Source organism: Gordonia jacobaea, from assembly GCF_965344965.1.
Taxonomy (GTDB): domain Bacteria; phylum Actinomycetota; class Actinomycetes; order Mycobacteriales; family Mycobacteriaceae; genus Gordonia; species Gordonia jacobaea.
In genome coordinates this window covers 488,180-507,196 of sequence record NZ_CBDRLS010000004.1, presented here as the reverse complement: position 1 = coordinate 507,196, position 19,017 = coordinate 488,180, and the positions used below count along the sequence as shown (strand labels likewise).

Genomic DNA, 19,017 nt, shown 5'->3' with positions numbered 1-19,017 from the left:
TTAGCCGGTGCGCCGTCCGGTTCGGACATCCGGATCGTCGAGCACCCGCAGAACCGGCGCCGCGACGACGTCGGCGACCGCCCGGTGGCACGCGAAGCCCCAGTGGATACCGTCGGGGTTCATCGCAGCGTCGGGGTTCATCACAGCGTCAGGGTTCGCAGCATCGGGATCGTCGTACGCATCGCGGGTCGGCGGATAGAAGTCGGCGTAGGAGACCCCGCGTCGCTCACACCACGCCCGCATCGCCGCGGTCGTCGGTATCCGCCCGCTGTGGACGTACCCGTAATAGGGGCTCCGATGCGTCGACGGCAGACACACGACGATCGGCAGGTCGGGGCGCAACTGGGTCAGCGCCTCGTAGATCTTGTCGAGGTAGTCGACGGTCACCGACGGCGGCAGGGCCACCGGCCAGCCGATCTTCGACGCACGCGGCTGGACCCACTGATACGCCGACCGGACGACCTGGCGGAGTCGGCCCGGCCGCACGTACCTGATCTGCTCACGCAACGCGGTCGGAAGCGGCGACGGCAACGAATCCATTCCGCCGAACGCGAGGATCACCGCGCGTGCGTGGGGTACCGCGGCCCAGATGTTCGGGTCCTGGGTCATCGCCCACCAGACGTCCCGGCTGGTCCAGCCGATCCGACCGAAGAGCCGCACCGGCAGACCACAGCGCGCCCCGACGATGTTCGGCCAGATGCGAGCGTCGTCGGCGGGTAGCCCGCCCTGCGGCCCGAAGTAGGCGAGCGAGTCGGAGAGGATGAGCAGGCAGTCGTCAGGCGTGCTCGCGACAACCGCGTCGGTCACTGCACCCCTGCGTCGGCGACCTCGGCCGAGGCGTTCCACACGTCCAGCCGCCACCGCGGCTTCTCACCGGGGAGTCCATGGCCCGACAGTTGCACCCAACTCGTGTTGGCCAGTCCGCCGAACACCGGCCAGTTGGCGACGGGAAGGTCGAGGAGCGCGGCGGTCATCGCGGCGATCACACCTCCGTGCGCGACGAGCACAACGGGCGACTCCGGGGTCGCGCCGCTCCCCCAGTCGTCCACACTCGCGAGCAGTTCGTCGACGACCGGTAGGGCGCGGGCCGCGACGTCGACGCGGCTCTCCCCGCCCGGCGGGCGCCACGTGGCGTCGTCGCGCCACAGCGCGCGCGCACCGGGCATGACGTCGTCGACCTCGTAGTGCGTCATACCCTGCCACTCACCGAGATGTGTTTCGCGGAGCCGTTGATCGGTGTCGACGGGCAGGCCGGTCAGCACAGCGAGCGCCTCCGCGGTGTCGCGAGCACGCCGCAGATCCGACGATCGGATGAGCATCGGATTACGTTCGGCGAGCGCGGCGGCGGCCGACTTCGCTTGCCGCACACCGAGATCGGAGAGATCGGTGTCGAGTTGGCCCTGCATCCGGCTCGTCGCGTTGTACTCGGTCTGCCCGTGCCGCAGCAGGATCAGCCTGCGGACCACCGGGGTGAGTCGTTCGACGGAGGTGTCGTGGTCGTCGGGCGCTCCACTCACGCCTGCGGCTCCAGGTCGATGACCGGGCAGTCCTGCCACAGCCGATCGAGCGCGTAGTAGGCGCGCTCGTCGGCATGCTGGACGTGCACGACGATGTCGACGTAGTCGAGCAGCGCCCAGCGACCCTCACGTGTGCCTTCGCGTCGGACGGGCTTGTAGCCCGCCTCGCGCATCTTGTCTTCGATCTCGTCGGTGACCGCGTTGACCTGACGCTCGTTGTCGGCCGACGCGATCACGAACAGGTCGGTGATGACGAGTTGTTCGGACACGTCGATCACCGTGACATCGGTGGCGACCTTGTCCTGCGCGGCAGCGACTGCCACCTTCGCCATGTCCAGTGACTCGGCTGCTGCTGTCACGTTCGTCCTTTCGAGCGTTGCGTTTCCGCACGGTGTGTTGAGGTGTCGGAGGTTGTCGGTGTGTCGTCGGCGTCGCTCTTGAGTGGCGCCGAGACACCCGGCGAGTTCACCCGCGGCCTGCGGTAGAGCCTGCGCTTGGCGATGTACTGGACGACGCCGTCTGGCACCAGGTACCAGACCGGTCGTCCCGTCGCCGCGCGTGCCCGACAGTCCGTCGAGGAGATCGCCAGGGCGGGAATCTCCATCAGATGAAGCGTATCGGCTGGCAGATTTCGCAGGTGCGTGGCCAGATGACTGGCGTTCAACTCGTATCCCGGTCGGCTCACCCCGACGAAGTTCGCGAGCTCGAACAGTTCCTCCCAGTCCTGCCACGACAGGATCGATTCCAACGCGTCGGCGCCGGTGATGAAGTAGAGCTGCGCGTCGGGAAGGGTTTTGCGCAGATCCCGCAGCGTGTCGACGGTGTAGGTGAATCCCTCCCGGTCGATGTCCACTCGACTCACGCTGAACTGCGGATTCGACGCCGTCGCGATGACCGTCATCAAATAGCGGTCCTCGGGGGGACTGACCTGCTTCGTCCGGTCGGGAACCGCCCCGCCGTCTTCGGTCAGCTTCTGCCATGGCCGTCCGGTCGGGACGAAGATCACCTCGTCGAGCGAGAACCGGTTGGCGACCTCACTGGCGGCCACGAGGTGCCCGTTGTGGATGGGATCGAACGTTCCGCCCATCACACCGATCCGTCGTGCACGCGGACGGTCATGTGCCATGAGGGGTCAGTTTACGCGAGCGATCACACCGGCAGGAGGTCGGCGATGACCGCGGACAGCTGGGTGGCGTTGCGGCACTCGAACATGTCGATGATCTCCGCGTAGTCGTCGGCCGCGGAATCGCCGGTACCCCAGTCGCCATGCGCCTCGGGGTTGAGCCAGTACGCGTGGCGCGCACGCTCCACCAACTCGCGCAGCGTGTTCTCGGAGGCGTCGTGGTAGTTGTTGCGGGCATCGCCGAGGATCAGCAGCGCTCCGCGATGTGTCAGCGTGTCGCCGTAGGCGTCGACGAACCCGCGCAGCATGTGCCCGTAGTCGGAATGACCGTCACGCGTGATGAGCCGGGCCTGCGTCAACATGCGATGCATCGCCTCACCGATGTCGGTGCCGCCGAACCCCTCGTCGTCGGTGAAGTACTCGGTGACGTCGTCGACGGTGTCGACGAACGCGAAGATCCGAACCTTCGCGAACTGCTGGCGCAGCGCGTAGACGAGTTGCAGCGTGAACTGCGAGAACCCGGACACCGAACCCGATACATCGCAGATGATCACCAGTTCGGGGCGACCGGGGCGCGGCTTGCGGTTCTTGAGTTCGATCGGCACCCCGCCCGTCGACATAGACGCGCGCAGCGTCGCCCGGACGTCGACGGCACCCCGGTGGGCGCGGCGTCGTCGAATCTCCAAGCGAGAGGCCAACAGACGCGCGAGCGGTGCGACGGTCCGTCGGATCTCGGTGAGATCCTTCTTGCCCGCCGAGAGGAAGTTGATGTTCTCGGGCAGCGTCGGCACCGCGTAGTCGCTGACCTTCTCGCGTCCGTTGCGGTCGGCCATCCGACGCTGCGTCTCCACCTCGATCGCGGTGCGCAGGCGGTTGGCGCGTTCGCGGGCGGCCCGCCGGAACGTCGGATCGTCGCCGACGCTCAGGTCGTCACCCGATCCGCCTGCCATCGCGGCGGCGATCCGTGCGATCAGTGTCTGGGGATCGATGCTCGAGAGCGCCTGATATGCCGAGTACGCCTCCCCGCGGCTCGACTGGTAGCGGCCCATCTCGTCGACCACCTGCGCCACCGCGGCGGACAGGCGTCCGTCGGCGTCGGCCGACTCGTCTGCGAGTAACTCTGCGAGCATCTCGCGCACGGCATCGACGTCGACCTCGCCGGACTCGTCGCGCGGCAGCTCCTCCTCCGCGCTGCGCGCGCCGATCGCGACGGGAAACCAGAGGTCGAAGATGCGGTCGAAGGCCGGCCGGTGCATGTGATCGTCGACGAGGGTCGCCGCGAGTCCCTCGCGCAGACTGCTGCGGTCGAGCAGGTCGAGGACCTCCATCGCCCGCGCGGCGTCGATCAGCGCCGACGGACCGACCGCGATCCCCCGTCGCCGCAGCGCGTCGACGAAGTCGGTGAGATGAGCGACGAGCGGCACTGCCGTCGCGATGTCGCCCGTGGCGGGTCCGGCCCCGGACATCAGCCCAGCTTGAGTTCTTTGACGGCGGTCTTCAGGTCGGGACGATGTTTGAGCACGACGCCCAGGGTGCGTGCGATCAGGCCTTCGTCGAGTCGGCCGCCCTTCGAGCGTTCCTCACCCGCGCCCAACGCGAGCAGTGTGTTCGCCCAGTCGATGGTCTCGGCGACCGACGGCTTCTTCCGAATGTCGAGGGTGCGCAGCACGCCGACGATGCGCACCAGTTCGGACGCGAGAGCGTCGGGCAGGTTCGGAACTCGTGATGCGAGAATCTCCTTCTCGCGCGCTGCGTCGGGGAAATCGATGAAGAGGTAGAGGCAGCGACGTTTCAGCGCCTCCGACAACTCCCTCGTCGCGTTCGACGTCAGGATCACGATCGGCCGACGCGACGCGACGACGGTCCCCATCTCCGGGATGGTCACCGCGAAGTCGCTGAGCACCTCGAGCAGCAGCCCCTCGACGTCGACGTCGGCCTTGTCGACCTCGTCGATCAGGAGCACGGTGGGATCGGTACGCGAGATCGCTGTCAGCAGTGGTCGCGGGAGCAGGAACTCCTCGGAGAAGATGTCGGTCTTCGCCTCGGCCCAGTCGCGCGTGCCGGTCGCCTGGATGTGCAGGATCTGCTTGGCGTGGTTCCACTCGTAGAGTGCACGCGCCTCGTCGATTCCCTCGTAGCACTGCAGACGCACGAGCTCTGCGTCGGTGGCCGCGGCGATGGCACGCGCCAACTCCGTCTTGCCCACTCCCGCAGGACCTTCGACGAGCAGTGGCTTACCGAGCCGGTCGGCGAGGAAGGTCGACGTCGCCGTCGCGTCGTCGGCCAGATAGCCGGTGGCGCGCAGCCTGTCGACGACGTCGGGCACGGCTGCGAACGAGGGAACGATAGGAGCCGCGTCCTGTGTCGCCGGGCCGTTCGTCGTTGTGGAGTCGGTCATCACGCGGGCCGGATCTGGCCGTCGCCCCACACGATCCACTTGGTGGAGGTGAGTTCCGGCAGTCCCATGGGTCCGCGGGCATGCAGCTTCTGCGTCGAGATACCGATCTCCGCACCGAAGCCGAACTGCTCGCCGTCGGTGAAGGCGGTCGACGCATTGACCATCACGGCTGCTGCGTCGACCCGGTTGGTGAACTCCTCGGCCGCGGCGAGGTCGGTGGTCACGATGGCCTCGGTGTGGCCGGTCCCATAGGTGTCGATGTGTGCGACAGCGGCGTCGAGTCCGTCGACCACCTTTATCGCGATGTCCATCGAGAGGTACTCGTCGGACCAGTCGGACTCGTCGGCCGGCTCCATGCCCGGCTCGTCGCCGTGGATCACGACACCCTGTGACTGCAGCGCCTGACTGATCTTGGGCAGCGCGTCGGCGGCGATCGCTTTGTCGACGAGCACCGTCTCGGCCGCGTTGCACACGCTCGGTCGTCGGGTCTTGGCGTTGAGGATGATGCGTGTCGCGACGCCGACATCGGCGAGCGCATGCACGTAGACGTGGCAGTTTCCGGTTCCGGTCTCGATCGTGGGGACCGTGGCGTTCGCGACGACCGCGTTGATCAGGCCTGCGCCCCCGCGCGGAATGACGACGTCGACGAGCCCACGCGCTCGGATCAAGGCGGTGACACTCGAACGGTCGTCGCTGGGCAGCAGCGACACGACATCGGACGGAATGCCCGCGCCTGCGACGACGTCGCGAAGAATGCGGACGAGCTCCGCGTTCGACGACGCCGCCGACGACGAACCGCGAAGCAGCACAGCGTTTCCGGACTTGAACGCTATTCCGAAGGCGTCGACCGTCACGTTCGGCCGCGCCTCGTAGACGATGCCGACCACACCGAGTGGCACGCGAACCTGCCGCAGGCGCAGACCGTTGGGGAGCGTCTTGCCCGCGACGATCTCGCCGATCGGATCGGGGAGGATCGCAACCTGACGCAGTCCGTCGGCGATCCCCGCGACGCGCTCCGGGGTCAGACGCAGACGGTCGATCAGGTTCGCCTCGGTTCCGGCCTCCTCGGCGCGCGCGACATCGTCGGCGTTCGCGGCCAGGATGGTCTCGGTATTCGCGTCGACGGCGTCGGCAGCGGCGAGCAGCGCAGCATTCTTGGCTGTCGTGGTGAGCGCTGCCAGCGCTCGGGAGGCGGTACGGGCGGCGCGGGCCTGCGCGTGCACGACCTCTTCGACGTCGGGCCCGGTCGCGGCCTGCCTTCCGGTCACGGTGGGTGCGCTCATCAATACCTCGGTTTCGAGTTCACGGCAGACGATTGGGTCCTGCGCGGCACTGCCGGTGGACAACATGTCCAGGGTACGTCCCCGCACCATTCCGCCCCAAGATCGCCCACCCGAGAACGCCACCGCGGGCCGGACGTCGAGATGCCGCATGTCAGCAGCGGTTGAGTATTCCGGCGAGCACACGCCGCGACGCGGCATCCACCGCCAATCCGTATGCGCGGCTCACCACGACGAACTCGATTGCGTATTGACAGTGGAAACCGCGATTGGGCGGCAGCCACCGGGCGGGTTCGCTGTCGCTCTTCTCCTGATTCGACGCCGCGTCGACCGCGACCAGGTTGGGCGGGTCGTTTGCCAGCTCGACGCGACGCCGAGCCGACCACCCGAACGCACCCATGTCCCACGCGAAGGCCAGCGGCACGATGTGGTCGATCTGAACCGCGGTCGCATTGCGATCACGCCGAAACACAACGGTCTTGCCCGTGTACGGACTGCGCAGTTCGCCTGCGAGGACAGCGCGCGGACACGACGTCACCGGCCCGACGCGCACATCTCCGAGGTCGCGGGTCAGCACGTCGTTTCGGGTATCGCAGCCGTTTCCGCCTCCCGTCACGCTCGCATCGTCGGTCCACGACGCCCCGAACGCCGACCGCTCGTAGTCGTCGCGACCGGTACGCGCCGCGACGACGGGCACCCCTGCGAGTTCGCGCAATGCCTGCTGAGCAGCGGCGTGCCACTGCCCCGATCGCGCGCGCGGGACGTCGCGGTACACACCCACGGCCACGACGACTGCCGTGAGCACGAACGCGACCGTGACCGCCCACCTGCGCGCAGGCCACTGCGCGTCGCGTCGAGCGTGCCGGTAGCGCATCCGCAGCCGGTACAGCGGCACCGCGATGACGGGATTCACGCCATCTTCGACGCCGCGCGACGGTCCACGGTTCCCCTAGTTGGCAGCGGCGTCGCAAACGCGGCTCGATCTGGTGAACGCGGTCGGTACACCAGCCGCGTCTGCGGGTTCGGGCCGCGTGTGGCGCGCGGCCGCGGGGGCGCGGGCGGCTCGGGTCAGGATTTGTCGAGGTAGCGCACCTTGTTGGGCACGAGAATGGCGTCGACGAGGTCGGCGAGTGGCCGGTGGTCGGCCAGCGGGAGGTCGGTTGCCACCACGGATTCGGCCAGCTCGCGAGCGTCGGCAATCACGTCGACGTCGTCGAGCAGCGAGAGGTGACGCAGCGACGACACCCCACCCGACTGCAGCGAGCCGAGCAGATCACCCTCGCGGCGCTGCAGCAGGTCGACGCGTGCGAGTTCGAATCCGTCGGTCGATGCCTCCACGGCCCGCAGCCGTTCCATCGCCTGCGACACCGGCTTTGTCGACGTCATCAGCAGGCACAAGCCGGGATGACCGCCACGACCGACACGTCCGCGGAGTTGGTGGAGTTGGCTGACCCCGAATCGCTCTGCGTCGACGATGATCATCATCGACGCATTGGGGACGTCGACACCGACCTCGATCACGGTCGTCGCCACGATCGCGTCGATCTCACCCCGCCCGAACGCGTCCATGACCTCGTTCTTCTCATCGGCGGGAAGCCGCCCGTGCAGGACCGCGAGCCGATGGTGGCCGAGCGGTCCGACGAGCAGCTCGTCGTAGAGGTCGAGCACGGAGGTGGTCTGCTGCTGCGAGTCGGCTTCCTCGCCTGCTGCGCGCTTGCCCGCGCCACGCTTGGGGGCGGCAGGCTCGACGTCGCCGATGCGCGAACACACGATGTACACCTGCCGCCCGGCGTCGATCTCCTCCGCGGCACGCCCCCACATGCGTTCGATCCATTGGGGTTTCGCCGTCGGCACCACCGTCGTGGTGATCGGTTGACGTCCCTTGGGGAGTTCGGTGAGCACCGACGTGTCGAGGTCGCCGAACGCCGTCATCGCCACCGTCCGCGGGATCGGCGTCGCCGTCATCACCAGGAAGTGGGGCATGAGATGGTCGCGGCCACGGCCCCGCAACACATCTCGTTGTTCGACACCGAAGCGGTGCTGTTCGTCGACGACGACCATGCCGAGATCGAAGAACTCGACCCTCTCCTCGAGCAGCGCATGCGTTCCGACGACGATGCCCGCCTTACCGGTCACGACGTCGAGCAGCGTCTGGCGTTTGCCCTTGGTCTTCATCGATCCGGTCAGCAACACCACACTCGTCGCGCCGTCGGCTGCGCCGAGTTCACCAGCAGTGCCCAGATCGCCGAGCATCGAGGTGATTGTCCGAAGATGCTGCGCGGCAAGAACTTCCGTCGGCGCGAGAATCGCGCACTGGTGACCGTTGTCGACAACGCGCAGCATGGCGAGCAACGACACGAGGGTCTTGCCCGAACCCACCTCACCCTGCAGCAGCCTGCTCATCGGCGTCGGGTGGCCGAGGTCGTCGGCGATCTCGGCGAGCACCAACTGCTGCCCATCGGTGAGAGTGAACGGAAGTCGTTGCAGCAGGCGGTCTTCCAGGCCGCCGGGAACGTGCGGGCACGCGGGTGCCGACTCTGCACGACCCGCGAGGCGGCGCTGCGCGAGCACGGTCTGGATCGCAAGCGCCTCGTCGAATTTCAGCCGTTCGTTCGCGGCGGTGACGTTCGCATCGGAGTCGGGGACATGGATGGTGCGGATCGCCTCGTCGAGCGGCATCAACCCGCGGCGTTCGCGTTCGTCGTCGGACAACGGGTCGACGAACGGCTCGACGTCGTCGAGGACCTGACGAATCGACGCCCAGATGTCCCACGTCTGGATCTCACGGTTCGCGGGATACAGCGGCACGATTGCTCGATCGAAGGCGGCGGCGATGTCGGCCGACTGCGCTCCCGGGCGCCGCTGCTCGCCGGTGATCTCGGCCTCTGCCGCGTACATCTCGGCGAGCATCGCCGATCCGACGACACGATCGACCTCGACGTCGCCGTCGGGCAGGACCATCCACTCGGGATGGGAGAGTTGCGGCTGCTCGCGGAAGAACTTCACGGTTCCCGCCACCATGAGCCGAGTGCCGGGTTTCAGTGCGTTCTTGATGAAGCGCGGGTTGAAGAAGCTGACCTCGTAGGAGCGGTTGCCGTCGTCGACGGTCACCTTCAGGAACTGCCCGTGACGCTTCTTCATCCGGATCAGGTCGGCACGCGTGATGCGTCCGACAACCGTGACCCACTCCCCCTCGGTCAGGTCCTGCTCCTCCGAGGGTTGACCATGCGTGAGATACCGACGCGGTGCGTAACGCAGCAGTTCCCCGACGGTCGCGAGCCCCAACGACGCGAGACTCGCCGCACGTTCGGTGTTGAGGACATCGGACAGAGAGTCGGATGCACGGACCACTATTCGATACCCACTTGCATCAGATCGTCGGTCTGACCGGTCTCGTACACAACCATTTCGACGCCTGGATATGCCCGCCGGATCTGCGCCTCGAGCGCCGCCAACGCCTCGCGGTCGACGCTCGAACCCGCAAGGACGGTGACCATCTCGCCACCTGTCGCCAACATGAGATCGACCAGCGACACGACAGCTGCTGTCTGCTCGGGCGCGATGACAAGGACATCAGAGCCGATGAGGCCCAACACATCTCCGACGTCGCAGGTTCCGGCGAGGGTGATCATCCGCTCGTCGGCGAGCAGCAGCGAACCCCAGCGTGCACCCGCGGCGGCTTCGGCCATCGCGTAGGCGTCGGCATCCGGCGACTCGGAGGGGTCGTGGACCGCGAGGGCCGCGAGACACTGCGCCATCGATGAGGTCGGCAACGAGATCACCGACCGTTGCGCAGACCGGACCTCCGCTGCGACGCTCACCAGATCCTGCGACGTCAACGACCCGTTCGCCATGACCACCACGTGTGCCGAATCGGTGGCGCGAATGGCGGCGGCAAGCGCTTCCGGCGTGACACCGTCGTCGGCGCGGACAACGGCTGCCCCGGCCTCGGCGAAAAGCTCCGCAGCGCCGTCGCCGCGTACGACCGCGACGACGGCGCGCCGGTGACGAGGCGGCGGCTCCATCGAATTGGCTTGTGCACGAATCGAATCGAGAGCAAAGCAGGAGATCCGGATGTCGGAGACGTTGCCGTGCGCTATCGCTGCCTCGACCGCGGCGCCCGGGTCGTCGGTGTGGACGTGCACCGAGAACCGTTCACCCGACGGCGAACTGTCGCCGACGATCACCACGGCGTCGCCGAGTTCGCCGAGTTCGGATCGCAGCGTCGCGATGCTCTCGCCCGCAGCCCCGGTGAGCAGATACATCACCTCGAAGTCCATGTCGCCCGGGCCGTCGCACGTCTCGTCGACGGGATGTCCGGGCTGCCCTCCCCCGGTGAGGATTCCGCGGTACCGACGACGTCGCTGTGTGACACCGGTGAGCACCCCGACCATCGCGTCGAGCATGGCGAGGAAACCCCGACCGCCGGCGTCGACGACGCCCGCCGACGCCAGTTCGGGGAGCTGTTCGGGAGTGCGCTCCAGACCATCGGCCACATCGTCGGCGATCGCGCGGGCCTGGTCGGCGGCGGTCTCGCCGGAGTGACGCGCCGCAGACTCCGCGGCGATGGTCAGCAGCGTCAGGACGGTGCCCTCCCTGGGGTCGCTCACCGCGCGCTGCGCTGCCAACGATCCAAGCCTCAGACCCGATATCGCGAGCTGCGAAAACGTCAACTGCCCGTCCGGTGCGCCGATCTCCACGGCGTCGGCGAGGCCGACCAGGATCTGCGACATGATGACGCCGGAATTGCCGCGCGCGTTGGCCACAGCACCTTCTGCCATGGCCCGCGTCACGGCGACCACGTCGGCGTCGACAGGAAGGGCGGTGACGACGTCGGCAGCAGACCGCATGGTGAACAGCATGTTGCTGCCGGTGTCCGAGTCCGGAATCGGGAAGACGTTGAGGTCGTTGATCTCACCGCGCAGTTCCTCGAGCCGGGCAACACACTCCTGCGCCCAGTCACGCAGAACCTGCGGATTCATCACGCGAACGAGTCCACCGTCAGTCGACATGGGTCCTCCTTCACCGCGGGGGCTCACGTGTGTCTCCACGCCGTCGAAAATCCACGTCGTCGAGAAAGTGCCACGACACGCGCTGCCCAGGATGTGTGAGAGATTACTCGGAGTCGCCGACACGGTCGCCGTCGGCGGGTCCGGCGCATTCGCCCCAAGCCCTGCGGCAGATCACGCTCGGCCCGGATTTGGTGGTGACGCACCCGGACGGTTACCCTTGCAGGGTTGCCTTGCCGCCGCCGTGGATGACGTTGCGTTTCCGCGAGTAGCGAGCTGGCGTAACCGCAAGATCATTCCATCTATCAAGGGAGTTCGACAATGGCTGCCGTCTGTGACGTCTGCGGCAAGGGTCCGGGCTTCGGCAAGTCCGTTTCGCACTCGCACCGCCGTACCAACCGCCGCTGGAATCCCAATATCCAGTCCGTGCGTGTCGAGGTGGCCCCGGGCAACCGCAAGCGTAAGAACGTCTGCACCTCCTGCCTGAAGGCCGGCAAGACCACTCTCGCCTGATCGCGAGAACTGACAACCCGATCCCGACCGAGCGAACGCTCGGCCCCGGGGTCGGGTTGTCTGCATCTCCGGGTTAGGGTGTCGTCCATGACCTCGACCACAACGTCCCCAGCAGACTCGGCTGTGACACAGGACGGCGACGTCCTCGTCCTACGCATCTCCGATGCGAGCAAGGGCGGCGCACTCGACGACGCCTCACTGAAATCGGCAACAACCGCCCTGCGTGAGATCGCACGCGGCGAACGCGAAGCCGGCGCGATCCTGTTGCTCGGCGCTGGCCGAAACTTCTGCGCGGGCGGCAACGTGCGCGATTTCGCCGCCGCCGAGCACCGCCCCACCTTCATCCGCGCTCTCGCCGACACCTTCCACGACTTCGTCACCGCCCTGCTCGACGCCGATCGGCCGGTCGTCGCGGGTGTGCGTGGTTGGGCTGCGGGGGCCGGGCTGAGCATCGTGCTGCACGCAGACATCGCGATCGGTGGGCCGTCGACCAACCTGCGTCCGGCCTACACCGGAATCGGCCTGTCGCCGGACGGCGGCATGACGTGGACCCTCCCGCGCACCGTCGGAGCGGCCCGCGCCCGCGACATAATCCTCACCGACAGAGTCATCACCGCCGACGAGGGACTCGCGTGGGGCATCCTATCGCGCCTCGTCGACGACACCGAGATCGACGACACCGCCGCCGAGATCGCCCGCACACTCGCCGCGGGTCCGCGCGCCGGACTGGCCGCGACGCGCGCACTCCTGAGCGGGTCGGCCACCGCAACCCTCCGCGATCAGCTCGCTGCCGAGGCGCACGCGATCTCCACCAACAGTGGCTCCGCGGAGGGTGTCGAGGGCGTCGACGCGTTCGTGGGCAAGCGGACGCCCGACTTCGCAGCGGCACGCGAGCGGTGACGACGTTCGACGCCTCGTTCATCGACGACCTCGACACGTTGTTCGCGTGGCGTCGTGACGTCCGACATTTCCGCTCCGATCCACTCGAGCCAGAGTTGCTCGACGAACTGCTGGCACGAGCCGAACTCGCGCCGTCGGTCGGCAACAGCCAACCGTGGCGGTGGGTGCGCGTCGACTCGGCCGAGGCTCGCGCTCGCATCCGCCGTAACTTCGTCGAGTGCAACGCCGAGGCACTCGACGGGTACGCGGGCGAGCGCAAGCGTGCGTACGCGGAGCTGAAGCTCTCCGGACTCGACGACGCTCCGATCCAGCTCGCCGTCTTCACCGACCACGCGGGCACACAGGGACACGGCCTCGGTAAGCGGACGATGCCCGAGACCCTCGACTACTCGACGGTCACCGCCGTCACGACGCTATGGCTGGCCGCACGGGCGCGCGGCGTCGGAGTCGGCTGGGTGTCCATCCTCGACGGACCCACCGTGGCAACCGATCTCGGTGTACCCGACACGTGGCGACTCACGGCATATCTGTGCCTTGGTTATCCCACCGAGGCCGACGACATTCCCGAACTCGAGAGGGTCGGCTGGCAGGAGCGCACCGACGCCGATGCCCGACGCTTCGTCCGCTGACTCGACGGGCCTGTCCCCTCATTGAGGACGTCGCCTCGGGAGAGCAGGGGCCTCAGGAGAGCAGGGGCTTCAGGAAGGCAGGCGCCAGTCGATCGGTTCGCCGCCGAGGTCTTCGAGTTCGGTATTGGCCCGGCTGAACGGACGCGAGCCGAAGAAGCCTTTGCTCGCCGACAACGGCGAGGGGTGTGGCGACACGATCACCGGGACGTCGGGCATCCACTGCTGCAGGCCGGCGGCGTCGCGTCCCCACAGGATGGCCACGAGTGGCTCGTCGCGCGACACGAGCGCTTTGATCGCACACTCGGTTACCGCCTCCCACCCCTTATTGCGATGCGACGCGGGCTCGCCGGGAGCAACGGTCAACACTCTGTTGAGCAGTAGCACACCCGATTTCGCCCAGGGTGTCAGATCGCCGTTGGCGGGCTTGGGATACCCGAGGTCGGAGCAGTACTCGGTGTAGATGTTCGCCAACGAGCGCGGGATGGGCGAAACATCCTCTGCAACAGAGAAGCTCAGCCCCACCGCATGGCCTGGCGTCGGATACGGGTCCTGCCCGACGATGAGCACGCGGACGTCGTCGAAAGGTTGTGTGAACGCGCGCAACACATTTCGCCCGGCCGGGAGGTAGCCGCGGCCCGCGGCGTTCTCGTCGCGCAGGAACTGCCCCATCTGCGCGATGTCGTCTTCGACCGGCGCAAGTGCGTGCGCCCAACCGGGATCGATGAGTTCGCTCAACGGTTGTGGGGTCATGATCAGTCGAGTCTCCTGAGCTTCGATCGGTAGTACAGCGAATTCTGGTAGTACATTTCGACGTTCAGGTCGACATGGTCGGCGGGCACCTCGAATCCCTCACGGATGCGCGCGGGCACGCCGAGTGCCATCGCACGCGCGGGAACCGAGAACTTGAATGGCACAACGGCTCCCGCTCCGACAATCGCGCCGTCGCCGACCGTCGACCCGTTGAGGACAACAGATCCCGACGCGATCAGACAGTTGTCGCCGATCGTCGAACCCTCGATGTGGGCGTTGTGTCCGACGACGCAACCGGCGCCGATGACCGTCGGATCGATCGGCGTGCAGTGGATGACCGTGCCGTCCTGGATGTTGGTTCGCCGGCCGATGGAGATGGTCCCGTAGTCGCCGCGCAGTACGGCTCCGGGCCACACCGACACCCCGTCTGCCAGTGTCACGGCGCCGATCACCGTCGCGTCGGGGTGGATGTACACGTCGTCACCGAGGACCGGTTCACGATCGTCGAGTGCGTAAATCGCCATGTGACGATCTAATCACCGCCGTGACGGCCGCCACCTACTGGTGTCAGAAGGACTGCCATCCGCGCAGGTCACCCGCCGCAATGCCGTCGAGAGACACCAGTGCGCGATCGCCGGTGCGTTCGCGGACATCTCCGATGACGACCCACCCCGACGGAACGTCGGATGCCGCGAACGCGGCCAGCAACTGGTGATCCTCGCCCCCGGTGAGTGCCCAGACGTCGTCGGACTCGCCAAGTTCGGTCGCGGCGCGCGTGGTCGCCTCCGTTCGCGGAACTCGCGAGACATCTACTGCGAGAGCGACATTCGACGCCGCCGCGAGGGTCTCCAGCTCCTCGACGAGCCCGTCGGACACATCGGTCATGGCGTGAGCACCTGCGCGCGCCGCCACGACACCCGCCGAGAGGTCGGGGTTGGGCAGACGGTGCGCATCCACCACCTCGGCATGCTGTGCGAGTAGCCGGTTGGAGCGCTCCGAATCGTCACCATCGCACTCGTCCGCGTCGCGGTTATCAGTGGCGAGCAGGACGGCGAGCCCGGCGGCGGCGCTGCCGAGCGGTCCGCTCACAGCCAGCACATCGCCGACCTGCGCGCCGGTCAACGCCACCGGGGTGAGTCCGTCGAGTGCGCCCACCGATGTGACGGTCAGCACCACCTCGTCCGCTGCGACGAGGTCGCCGCCGAGCACGCGACCGCCGAGACGATGGGTTGCGGCGAGGATGCCGTCATTGATCTCGGTCAGAGTGGCTGCGGGAGTGCTCACCGGACATGCGATCGATACGACGACGCCGACCGTACGTGCTCCCATCGCCGCGATGTCTGCTGCACTCTGGATCACCGCACGCTCGCCTATCTGGCGCGGCGTTGACCAGTCGAAGCGAAAGTGGCGGTCCTGCACGGCGGTGTCGGTGCTGATGACGGTCGGGCCGCCCGCGTCGAACACGGCGGCGTCGTCGCCGGATCCGACGACGATGTCGCCCGACGTTGCGGTCGTCGCCGCCGAGGTGAACAGCGAGATGAGTGCCCGCTCGCCCAGGTCACCGACGGTGACGTCGGCGGGATGGGCGTGGTCGGGGGTTGTGGCGCTCCCGTCGCCACCTGCCACTGTCAACTCCTCGTCGGCTCCACGGTTATTCGTTTCGGTTCGCGCTCTCGCGGCGTTGTGGTGACAATATCCCCACAGTGTAGTGACTTCGTGTGGCGCTTCGACGCGCGAAGTGGTTTCCGGGAGACCGGAGCCGGATGCCTTCGGCGGCTTGCCGCGGGCGTCGACTCGCCGCTCCCCAGCCCGGGGCCGACGGCACAGTGGATACGAGAGGATGGCCGTGGTTCAGGCATACATACTGATCCAGACGGAGGTCGGACGAGCCGCATTGGCGGCGGCGACGATCGCAGAGATCTCCGGAGTTGCCTCCTCCGAGGAGGTCAGTGGACCCTACGACGTGATCGTGCGGGTCGAGGCCACCGATGCGGGCCACCTGACCAACGACGTCGTACCTCAGATCCAGAAGGTCGACGGCATCACACGCACCCTGACCTGCCCGGTGGTGAACGCGGCGCACTGACCGGCACGCCACAGGAGCGGCGAGGCGATGTCCTAGGGTTGTCGTCGTGACCCCACCCGGACCGGACGAACCCGACAACAACGCCGACCGTGCGGAGAAGCCCGACACCGTCAGCGCGGCCGACTCCGCCGAAAGCGTCGAGAAGCCCGACGACGCCGACGCCACCGAAAGCGCCGAGGACACATCGCACGCACGCTACGGCGACTCCGGCCCGCGGCTGAATCCGGCGCTGATCGCCACTCTGGTGACGATCCCGGTGATGGTGATCGTGGGCTTCATCGTCTTCGCGGCGCTCCGTCCGGACTCCTCGGACTCGACGCCCGTCGAGTCGTACACCGCGGAGTCGTCGACTCCCGCAGAATGCGCGAAGTTCCTCGCCGCGCTGCCGCAGACCTTCGAGGGCTACGGCGACAAAAAGGTCTCGGACACGCAGGCGAGTTGGCCTGCGGACAAAGAGGGTGATCCGGTGATCGTGCGGTGCGGCGTCTCCCGCCCGGCGGAGCTCTCACCCACCAGCAACCTGCAGGTGGTCAACCCCGTGCAGTGGTTCATCACCGATTCCATCGAGGGTTCCGGGCAGGCGTTCGTGTGCGTCGATCACCGCCCCTACGTCGCGCTGTGGGTTCCGGTGAACGCGGGCAACGGACCGATCACCGACGTGTCGGCCGCCATCGAACGGACACTACCCCGGGGACCACTCGACTTCGGCTGAGTGGCAACCCCTCTCGCGCGGCTCGAGCGCGAGTGGCTTATGCGTGGCCGGAACGGAACTCCGGTTTGGTCTTGCGACCCAGCAATGAGCTGACCGCGTCCGCCACGGGCAGTCCGTCGTGACAGACACTGTTCACCGCTTCGGTGAGTGGCATGGAGACCTGGTACTTCTCGGCGAGTGCCGTGACGGACGTACACGATTTCACGCCCTCTGCGACCTGACCCGACGCTGCAGCCTGCGCCTCTTCCATCGTCGCCCCCTGCCCGAGATGAGCACCGAAGGTGCGATTGCGCGACAGTGGCGACGAGCAGGTTGCGACGAGGTCGCCGATACCCGCGAGACCGGCGAGGGTCTCTATCTGCCCACCGACCGCGCTCGAGAGTCTGATGGTCTCCGCGAGGCCACGCGTGATGATCGTCGCGAGGGTGTTCTGCCCGAATCCGACGCCGCTGGCCATACCGCACGCGAGCGCGATGACGTTCTTGACCGCCCCGCCGATCTCGCACCCGATGACGTCGGTGTTGGTGTAGGGCCGGAAGTACCCGGTGTTGAACATCTGCTGCAGTTGCTCGGCACGTGAGAGGTCTGTGCACGCGATCACCGTGGCCGCGGGCTGGCCCTCGGCGACCTCACGGGCGAGGTTCGGCCCGGTGAGCACCGCGATCTGTTCGGAGGGAACCTCCGCGACCTCCGCGATCACCTCGCTCATCCGCATCAGCGTCGACGTCTCGATGCCTTTGGCCAGCGAGACCAATGTGGCGTCATCGCTCAGGTGCGGACGCCAGTCGGAGAGGTTGTCGCGCAGTGACTGCGCCGGGACAGCGCACACCACGAGATCCGCGCCGGTCAGTGCGTGCGCGATGTCACTCGACGCCGTGAGATTCGAGGGAAGGGTGATTCCCGCCAAATAGTCGGCATTCGTGTGCGACTCGTTGATCCGATCGGCGAGTTCTTCTCGCCGACACCACAGAGTGGTGTCGGTCCCCGCGTCGCTGAGCACCTTCGCCGTCGCCGTGCCCCAAGACCCGGCACCCATCACAACCGCCCGCACAACTCTCCTCATTCGCCCGACATCGCTTCGGTCAAGGGTAGACCGCCGATGATGCCCGTCCGGTCGATTCGAGAACCTGCGGCGCCCAGCACCCCGGGCATCCACACGTGCTCTCCCGCATGGGTCATCATGTCTACATGACCCTCTCGTGTGTACGCGGTCATCCGAACGAGCGACGACGCATGCCTGCCGACGCTCCGCGACCCGCCGATCGCGGTCAGCACTGCGACGACTCCGGCGACGAGTGCACGCTCGGCACCATGGTCGCGGTCCTCGCGGTCAAGCGCCTCGGCGACGCCAAATCACGCCTCGTCTCCACCATGAGCGACGACGCGGCGCATGACGGGCAGACGAGCGACGGGCAGACGAGCGGCAGGGAGATCGCTGCCGACAGTGCTCCGGCAACGCTCTCGCCCGCCCAGCGCGAGCGCCTGCGCGCCGACCCCGGTGCGTTCGTGCTCGCCATGCTCGCCGACACCATCGCCACCCTGCACGAAGCGGGGATTCGCGACGTCGTCGTCGTGACCCCTGATCACCGTGTTCGCGAGCGGGCGCAGCAGCTCGCGGCACACGTCGTCGACGAGCCCAGCGACGTCGCAGGCGACTTGAATGCCGCGTACGCGCTCGGTGCCGCCACGGCTCGGACCAGGTGGCCTGCGCATCGGCAGGTCTTGATCGTCCAGGCCGACCTTCCCGCCGCGCAGCCGACGAGTCTGCGCGAGATCGTCGACGCCGCGGTCGAACGAGGCGAGTCGATGGTGACCGACCGTGCGGGCACCGGCACGTCGCTTCTGCTGCGGCCGATGACGGCACACGAGTTACCGCGTTTCGGGCCGGATTCGGCTGCGGCACACCGTGCCGCGGGAGTTGTCGAACTCGACCCCGAGCATCTCCTCTGGCCCGACGTGCGCACCGATGTCGACACCGTCGGCGATCTCATCGCAGCACTGCGACTCGGCGTCGGCGAGCACACGAGGTCGGTACTCGGAGATGTCCGGATTCCCGGCGCGACGGCCAGCGGTGTCGGCGAACAGTCCGATGCGTCATGA

General features: G+C 67.4%; 20 protein-coding genes. 6 read left to right on the top strand and 14 right to left on the bottom strand.

Annotated elements, in window-relative coordinates; translation table 11 throughout:
- From octT to ACRVY7_RS16465, 10 genes are all read right to left on the bottom strand, one after another.
- On the bottom strand, positions 1 to 807 hold the full coding sequence (octT, locus tag ACRVY7_RS16510) for a diglucosylglycerate octanoyltransferase (RefSeq protein WP_431817816.1): 807 nt from the start codon (positions 805 to 807) through the stop codon (positions 1 to 3).
- Positions 804 to 1,517 (bottom strand): histidine phosphatase family protein, encoded by a 714-nt coding sequence (locus tag ACRVY7_RS16505; protein WP_431817815.1) that lies wholly within the window; start codon positions 1,515 to 1,517, stop codon positions 804 to 806. The genes octT and ACRVY7_RS16505 overlap by 4 nt, the downstream gene beginning before the upstream one ends.
- Positions 1,514 to 1,876: a ribosome silencing factor gene (gene rsfS, locus ACRVY7_RS16500; RefSeq protein WP_005205149.1), complete on the bottom strand. Its 363-nt coding sequence runs from the start codon at positions 1,874 to 1,876 to the stop codon at positions 1,514 to 1,516. The genes ACRVY7_RS16505 and rsfS overlap by 4 nt, the downstream gene beginning before the upstream one ends.
- Positions 1,873 to 2,643, bottom strand: a complete 771-nt coding sequence (gene nadD / locus ACRVY7_RS16495; protein ID WP_431817814.1) for a nicotinate-nucleotide adenylyltransferase — start codon at positions 2,641 to 2,643, stop codon at positions 1,873 to 1,875. Before nadD ends, rsfS begins: the two co-directional genes overlap by 4 nt.
- 23 nt (positions 2,644 to 2,666) lie before the next feature.
- A complete protein-coding gene (locus ACRVY7_RS16490) occupies positions 2,667 to 4,106 on the bottom strand; it encodes a vWA domain-containing protein (protein WP_431817813.1) in 1,440 nt (479 codons plus the stop codon).
- Complete coding sequence (locus tag ACRVY7_RS16485) at positions 4,106 to 5,038, bottom strand: AAA family ATPase (RefSeq protein WP_431817812.1); 933 nt, start codon at positions 5,036 to 5,038, stop codon at positions 4,106 to 4,108. The genes ACRVY7_RS16490 and ACRVY7_RS16485 overlap by 1 nt, the downstream gene beginning before the upstream one ends.
- Positions 5,038 to 6,321 carry a glutamate-5-semialdehyde dehydrogenase gene (locus ACRVY7_RS16480; RefSeq protein ID WP_064870606.1) on the bottom strand — a complete coding sequence of 428 codons (1,284 nt, stop codon included), beginning with the start codon at positions 6,319 to 6,321 and terminating at the stop codon, positions 5,038 to 5,040. The genes ACRVY7_RS16485 and ACRVY7_RS16480 overlap by 1 nt, the downstream gene beginning before the upstream one ends.
- Before the next feature lie 151 nt (positions 6,322 to 6,472).
- Positions 6,473 to 7,231 carry an HNH endonuclease family protein gene (locus ACRVY7_RS16475; RefSeq protein WP_431817811.1) on the bottom strand — a complete coding sequence of 253 codons (759 nt, stop codon included), beginning with the start codon at positions 7,229 to 7,231 and terminating at the stop codon, positions 6,473 to 6,475.
- 155 nt (positions 7,232 to 7,386) lie between these two features.
- Positions 7,387 to 9,669, bottom strand: coding sequence for an ATP-dependent DNA helicase RecG (recG, locus tag ACRVY7_RS16470; protein ID WP_431817810.1), 2,283 nt, complete (start codon positions 9,667 to 9,669; stop codon positions 7,387 to 7,389).
- Positions 9,669 to 11,330, bottom strand: a complete 1,662-nt coding sequence (locus tag ACRVY7_RS16465) for a DAK2 domain-containing protein (RefSeq protein WP_431817809.1) — start codon at positions 11,328 to 11,330, stop codon at positions 9,669 to 9,671. The genes recG and ACRVY7_RS16465 overlap by 1 nt, the downstream gene beginning before the upstream one ends.
- Before the next feature lie 318 nt (positions 11,331 to 11,648).
- Here ACRVY7_RS16465 and rpmB point away from each other — a divergent pair, with 318 nt between their 5' ends.
- The 3 genes from rpmB (at position 11,649) to bluB (ending at position 13,369) form a co-directional block, all read left to right on the top strand.
- The gene (gene rpmB / locus ACRVY7_RS16460; protein WP_005180428.1) at positions 11,649 to 11,840 is read left to right on the top strand and encodes a 50S ribosomal protein L28; all 192 of its coding nucleotides are present in this window, start codon (positions 11,649 to 11,651) and stop codon (positions 11,838 to 11,840) included.
- Positions 11,841 to 11,927: 87 nt separating this feature from the next.
- Entirely contained in the window at positions 11,928 to 12,740 is an 813-nt protein-coding gene (locus ACRVY7_RS16455; RefSeq protein WP_431817808.1) for an enoyl-CoA hydratase/isomerase family protein, read from the top strand.
- Positions 12,737 to 13,369, top strand: coding sequence for a 5,6-dimethylbenzimidazole synthase (gene bluB / locus ACRVY7_RS16450; RefSeq protein WP_431817807.1), 633 nt, complete (start codon positions 12,737 to 12,739; stop codon positions 13,367 to 13,369). Before ACRVY7_RS16455 ends, bluB begins: the two co-directional genes overlap by 4 nt.
- A gap of 69 nt (positions 13,370 to 13,438) precedes the next feature.
- On the opposite strand, the gene ACRVY7_RS16445 is transcribed toward bluB, so the two are convergent.
- The 3 genes from ACRVY7_RS16445 to thiL are packed head-to-tail and all read right to left on the bottom strand — an operon-like array spanning position 13,439 to position 15,745.
- Entirely contained in the window at positions 13,439 to 14,119 is a 681-nt protein-coding gene (locus ACRVY7_RS16445) for a uracil-DNA glycosylase (protein ID WP_431817806.1), read from the bottom strand.
- Between the two features lie 2 nt (positions 14,120 to 14,121).
- On the bottom strand, positions 14,122 to 14,643 hold the full coding sequence (locus ACRVY7_RS16440; protein ID WP_049698377.1) for a gamma carbonic anhydrase family protein: 522 nt from the start codon (positions 14,641 to 14,643) through the stop codon (positions 14,122 to 14,124).
- A 43-nt stretch (positions 14,644 to 14,686) separates the two neighbouring features.
- Positions 14,687 to 15,745, bottom strand: a complete 1,059-nt coding sequence (thiL, locus tag ACRVY7_RS16435; RefSeq protein ID WP_431817805.1) for a thiamine-phosphate kinase — start codon at positions 15,743 to 15,745, stop codon at positions 14,687 to 14,689.
- 214 nt (positions 15,746 to 15,959) lie between these two features.
- On the opposite strand from thiL, the gene ACRVY7_RS16430 reads away from it, so the two are divergent.
- A complete protein-coding gene (locus ACRVY7_RS16430) occupies positions 15,960 to 16,205 on the top strand; it encodes an Lrp/AsnC ligand binding domain-containing protein (protein WP_049698379.1) in 246 nt (81 codons plus the stop codon).
- 46 nt (positions 16,206 to 16,251) lie between these two features.
- A complete protein-coding gene (locus ACRVY7_RS16425) occupies positions 16,252 to 16,917 on the top strand; it encodes a DUF3515 domain-containing protein (RefSeq protein WP_431817804.1) in 666 nt (221 codons plus the stop codon).
- A gap of 37 nt (positions 16,918 to 16,954) precedes the next feature.
- On the opposite strand, the gene ACRVY7_RS16420 is transcribed toward ACRVY7_RS16425, so the two are convergent.
- Entirely contained in the window at positions 16,955 to 17,968 is a 1,014-nt protein-coding gene (locus ACRVY7_RS16420; RefSeq protein WP_049698380.1) for an NAD(P)H-dependent glycerol-3-phosphate dehydrogenase, read from the bottom strand.
- A 137-nt stretch (positions 17,969 to 18,105) separates the two neighbouring features.
- Here ACRVY7_RS16420 and cofC point away from each other — a divergent pair, with 137 nt between their 5' ends.
- Positions 18,106 to 19,017, top strand: coding sequence for a 2-phospho-L-lactate guanylyltransferase (cofC, locus tag ACRVY7_RS16415; protein ID WP_431817803.1), 912 nt, complete (start codon positions 18,106 to 18,108; stop codon positions 19,015 to 19,017).

Coding starts and splice junctions, on each gene's coding strand:
- ACRVY7_RS16445 (WP_431817806.1), bottom strand. CDS start 14,119: ATGACCCCACAACCGTTGAGCGAACTCATCGATCCCGGTTGGGCGCAC.
- cofC (WP_431817803.1), top strand. CDS start 18,106: ATGACCCTCTCGTGTGTACGCGGTCATCCGAACGAGCGACGACGCATG.
- ACRVY7_RS16455 (WP_431817808.1), top strand. CDS start 11,928: ATGACCTCGACCACAACGTCCCCAGCAGACTCGGCTGTGACACAGGAC.
- ACRVY7_RS16480 (WP_064870606.1), bottom strand. CDS start 6,321: ATGAGCGCACCCACCGTGACCGGAAGGCAGGCCGCGACCGGGCCCGAC.
- ACRVY7_RS16430 (WP_049698379.1), top strand. CDS start 15,960: ATGGCCGTGGTTCAGGCATACATACTGATCCAGACGGAGGTCGGACGA.
- ACRVY7_RS16465 (WP_431817809.1), bottom strand. CDS start 11,330: ATGTCGACTGACGGTGGACTCGTTCGCGTGATGAATCCGCAGGTTCTG.
- ACRVY7_RS16490 (WP_431817813.1), bottom strand. CDS start 4,106: ATGTCCGGGGCCGGACCCGCCACGGGCGACATCGCGACGGCAGTGCCG.
- ACRVY7_RS16440 (WP_049698377.1), bottom strand. CDS start 14,643: ATGGCGATTTACGCACTCGACGATCGTGAACCGGTCCTCGGTGACGAC.
- rpmB (WP_005180428.1), top strand. CDS start 11,649: ATGGCTGCCGTCTGTGACGTCTGCGGCAAGGGTCCGGGCTTCGGCAAG.
- nadD (WP_431817814.1), bottom strand. CDS start 2,643: ATGGCACATGACCGTCCGCGTGCACGACGGATCGGTGTGATGGGCGGA.
- ACRVY7_RS16485 (WP_431817812.1), bottom strand. CDS start 5,038: ATGACCGACTCCACAACGACGAACGGCCCGGCGACACAGGACGCGGCT.